3 protein-coding genes are annotated in these 4,235 nt (G+C 37.0%); all 3 read right to left on the bottom strand.

Annotated elements, in window-relative coordinates:
• Positions 1-337 precede the first annotated feature (337 nt).
• On the bottom strand, positions 338-2,350 hold the full coding sequence (locus ACVBAX_RS25160; protein ID WP_447119666.1) for an ABC transporter ATP-binding protein: 2,013 nt from the start codon (positions 2,348-2,350) through the stop codon (positions 338-340).
• Positions 2,347-4,104 (bottom strand): ABC transporter ATP-binding protein, encoded by a 1,758-nt coding sequence (locus tag ACVBAX_RS25155; RefSeq protein WP_447119664.1) that lies wholly within the window; start codon positions 4,102-4,104, stop codon positions 2,347-2,349. Before ACVBAX_RS25155 ends, ACVBAX_RS25160 begins: the two co-directional genes overlap by 4 nt.
• 47 nt (positions 4,105-4,151) lie before the next feature.
• On the bottom strand, positions 4,152-4,235 hold an 84-nt coding region (locus tag ACVBAX_RS25150), incomplete at its 5' end, for an IS3 family transposase (protein ID WP_251524369.1).

The following is a 4,235-nucleotide window of genomic DNA, read 5'->3' as shown; positions in this document are numbered from 1 at the left end:
TCCTTAATTGATTCGTTACCATTTAAATACCTTAAAACCATTTGTATTCTATTTTCCGCTGTAAAATTAGACATAAAAAACCCCATAAATGTAAGATTGATGTCTAACATTTATGGGGCAGTTCAATAAAAGGCTGTTTTTATGATTCTTTAATGATTGTAAATCCAATAAAGTAACCTAAAACCATAATACTTGCAATAACTAATGTCACCGAAAGCTCTTCCATCTGTCAGTCCCCCTTCGTGCCTTGTTTGCTTTAACATTATCACGAATCTGGGGACCGACTAGACGTAAATTTAGAAAATTGTATGTCTAAATTTCGAAAGTTATTTGAACATTAACCAGCTATGCTGCTACCTTGTTGAAGCTGATACATTTGATAATATTTTCCTTTTTGTTCCATTAATTCATCATGTGTCCCTTTTTCAACGATACACCCTTTATCTAATACGAGTATTTGATCAGCATTCCGAATCGTCGATAATCTGTGAGCAATAATAAATGTGGTTCTTCCCTTTTTCAATACATCCATTGCTTCTTGAATGATCATTTCTGTCTCAGTATCAATACTAGATGTTGCTTCATCCAAAATAAGAATGGCCGGATCGAATGCTAATGCTCTTGCAAAAGATATAAGCTGTCTCTGGCCACTTGATAACGTGCTACCCTTTTCAATAACCGGCTCATCAAAACCCTTTTCCAAATGCTTGAATACTCTGTCAGCCCCTACATCACGAAGTGCCTGTTCCACCTTTTCTCGAGTAATAGCTGGATTATCAAGACTAACGTTTGAAGCAATCGTACCAGTGAATAGAAAAGGATCCTGTAACACGATTCCCATATGCTGTCGTAGTGTTTGGTGAGGAATACTTTTTATATCGGTTCCATCAACTAAAATACTTCCTTTTTGACAATCGTAAAACCTAAAAAGCAGATTGATAATTGAGCTTTTCCCTGAACCAGTATGTCCTACAAGCGCCACAGTTTCCCCGTGCTCCGCAGTAAAATGAATATCCTTTAAAACAAATTCATTCTCTTTATATCCAAAAGAAACATGATCAAAAGTTACATTCCCCTTATAGCGTTCCATCCGATGATCATTAACATCAATTCCCTCTTCGGTTAATAATTCAAACACACGGTCTGCCGCAACGAGCGCTTGTTCTAGATTGGCTAGCTGATTCACAATTCCTTGAATCGGGTTAAAAAGGCGATTAATATAATCAACAAACGCATACAGCATTCCTAGCGAGACTACCGCACTTGGCTTTAGTGCTTCTCCCCCAAAATACCAAATAAAAGCTACAAATATCACATTCCTTAGTACGTTTACTAAATTATGTGAAGTTAATGAATTGAGACTTAAAAGTTTGTTTTGAAATTTAAAGTGATCTTCATTTAGTTTTTCAAATTCTTTCTGAGTTTGCTTTTCTCGATTAAATGCTTGAATCACGTTCATCCCTTGAATGGATTCATTAACAATTGCGTTAATATCACTATTTCTCGAACGGATTTTATGATTATATTTTGATGCGTATTTTCGATATACAAGTGTCCATACAAAAAGAATTGGCAATAGCAATAAACAAATTAAAGCTAGTTTTACATTGAGAATGAATAAAGCAATATAAATTCCCGTAATGTAAATTGCACTGGTAAAAAAGGTTGATAGTACAGTAACATACAACTCTCGAATGGCTTCGGTATCATTTGTTATTCTCGCAACAACCTTACCGGCTGGCAAATTATCAAAGTATCGAATAGGAAGCTTTTGAATCTGTCCAAATACATCCTCACGCATTTTTTGGATGACCCGGTTTGCAGACATCTGCAAATAATAACGCTGTCCGTATTCAAATATTGCTGCAATAACAATCAATCCGAGGTACAGTGATAATAAACTAATAATTCTTGAGGTTTCCGGCTGATAAAATGCTACTAGCTCCTCCGTTGAAAGCTTTGTTCCATCAAAGGTCTCAATCTTGTCTCCCTTTGTAATGGTTAGTACACCATTATTAAAGCTTCTTTCCCCGTCAAAGGGAGTCGCCTCCTCCACAAAGACGAATGAACGATTCACTTGTAAAATGGTTGCTTCTTCTACCTTCACCTCATCGTCCTCAGTATATTTCTCACGTTTATAATAATTCCCTTTGTATTCAACTGAATCCTTCGTTCCATTTGTTTGATACCAAGTCGACTCAATCCCTAATATGTGTTGATCAATCATTCTCTTGGCAATGAATGGTCCTGCAAGGTCAGCGGTAACTGCGACTGAAAGCATCAAAAGTGCTGCGATTATGATTTTTTTATAATGCAAAGCGTATTGTACGAGGCGTTTACCAGTCGTCATACACTCACCTCCACTTCAGATGAGGTTTGAACCTGCTGTCTATCATATTGCTCTCGATACCAGCCGTTCCGTTCCATAAGTTCTTCATGAGTTCCTTCCTCAACAATGATCCCTTCATCCAACACAACAATACGGTCCGCGTGCTGAACGGCAGACATTCGATGAGTCGTTATAATTGTTGTCTTTCCACTTCGTTCACTTCGTATATTCTCGATGATTTTCTTTTCAGTTTTTGCATCAACGGCTGAAAGAGAATCGTCTAAAATAAGAATTTCAGGATTCTTAATTAATGCTCTCGCTATCGAAATTCTTTGTTTTTGTCCCCCAGATAAAGCAACACCTTTTTCTCCAACAAGTGTTTCTAGACCATCGGGAAGCATCTCAATATCCTTCTGGAAATCCGCTAATTCGATAGCTTTAACCAAATCAGCATCAGTAGCGTCCAGTCGTCCAAAAAGAATATTTTCTTTTACCGTCTTTGAAAACAGGACGTGATCTTGTGGAACGTATCCAATCCATCCTCTAGTTGTTTCTAACGTATGCTCATTTAACTCTACATTAGAAATCGTTAACGCTCCTACCCCTAACGGATATTCTCTTAATAGCTGTTTAATAAAGGTTGTTTTTCCACTCCCTGTTTTACCAACAATCCCCAATGTCTCCCCTCGTTTCAAATCTACGTTGATTTTACTTAGATTATCTACGTTAGAGGATGGGTATCGAAAGGAAAATTCCTTGAACGTAATCTGCTCCGGATTATTATCCGATTTTGGATTCAATGGATCCGATACATCAGGCTCGTAGGATAAGGTTTCTTGCACTCGGTCTAATGAAGCATTTCCTCTTTGCATAATATTGATAAGCTCTCCAATCGCAAACATTGGCCAAACAAGCATACCTAAATATACATTAAACGAAACCAGTTCCCCTAACGTGAGTCGATTATGGAACACTAAGTATGAACCAAAGCCTAATCCAATAACATAACTTAGCCCAACCAAAACCTTGATCGTTGGATTAAACAAAGAATCTATTTTTGCAACCGCCACATTCTTTTTATAAACATCTTCTGTCATATCGTGAAATCGTTTTTGATCTTCACGTTCTTGAACATAGGCGCGAATCACTCTTACTCCTGAAACCGACTCGAGAACACGGTCATTTAGTTCACCAAATGCATCCTGTGCTAGCATAAACTTTTTATGAATGGTATTGCCGTAATAATTGATGAGAACAGCCATAATTGGCAACGGTAGGACTGCCGCAAGAGTAAGTTCCCAACTAATAAAGATCGTCATCATCGCAACGATTGTCAGCATAAAGGCTGTGGAATCTACAAGTGTTAAAATACCAAAACCAGCAGTTGTAGAAATAGCCTTTAGATCATTTGTTGCACGGGCCATTAAATCTCCCGTTCGATTTTTTTCAAAGAACGTTGGTGTCATTTTAAAAAGATGCCTCATAAATTGTGAGCGCAGTTTTCTTTCAATAAGAAAAGCCCCACCAAACAGCTGGTACATCCAAATATATGTGACCCCATAGGATACAACTGTCAGAACAAAAAAAGCTAACAAGTACTGCACAATTTTTTCCTTACTTATTACTCCCATATGAATATCATCAATAACCATTCCAACAAGTTTTGGTGGAATAACATCAACAAATCCAATAAAAATAAGGAGTGTTATCGCAACAGTGTAGCGTTTCCAATTTTCTTTAAAGAACCAACTCAATTTTCCTAAAATAGAGAACATCTTGGTATAAACTGGCACCTTTGTCAAGGACACTATAAAAAAAGAGACTAAGCAGCTAAAAGATGATTCCTAAATTGAATAGGAGTCATCTTTTTTAAATTCCATTGATAACGATAGTTGTTATAGTAAAC

This window comes from Robertmurraya sp. GLU-23, from assembly GCF_052983275.1.
The sequence above is the reverse complement of the archived record's forward strand: the minus strand, read 5'-3'. Positions and strand labels throughout refer to the sequence as shown.

What these genes read in the sequence shown, in the direction of transcription:
- ACVBAX_RS25160 (WP_447119666.1), bottom strand. Translation starts at nt 2,350, where the DNA reads ATGACGACTGGTAAACGCCTCGTACAATACGCTTTGCATTATAAAAAA.
- ACVBAX_RS25155 (WP_447119664.1), bottom strand. Translation starts at nt 4,104, where the DNA reads ATGTTCTCTATTTTAGGAAAATTGAGTTGGTTCTTTAAAGAAAATTGG.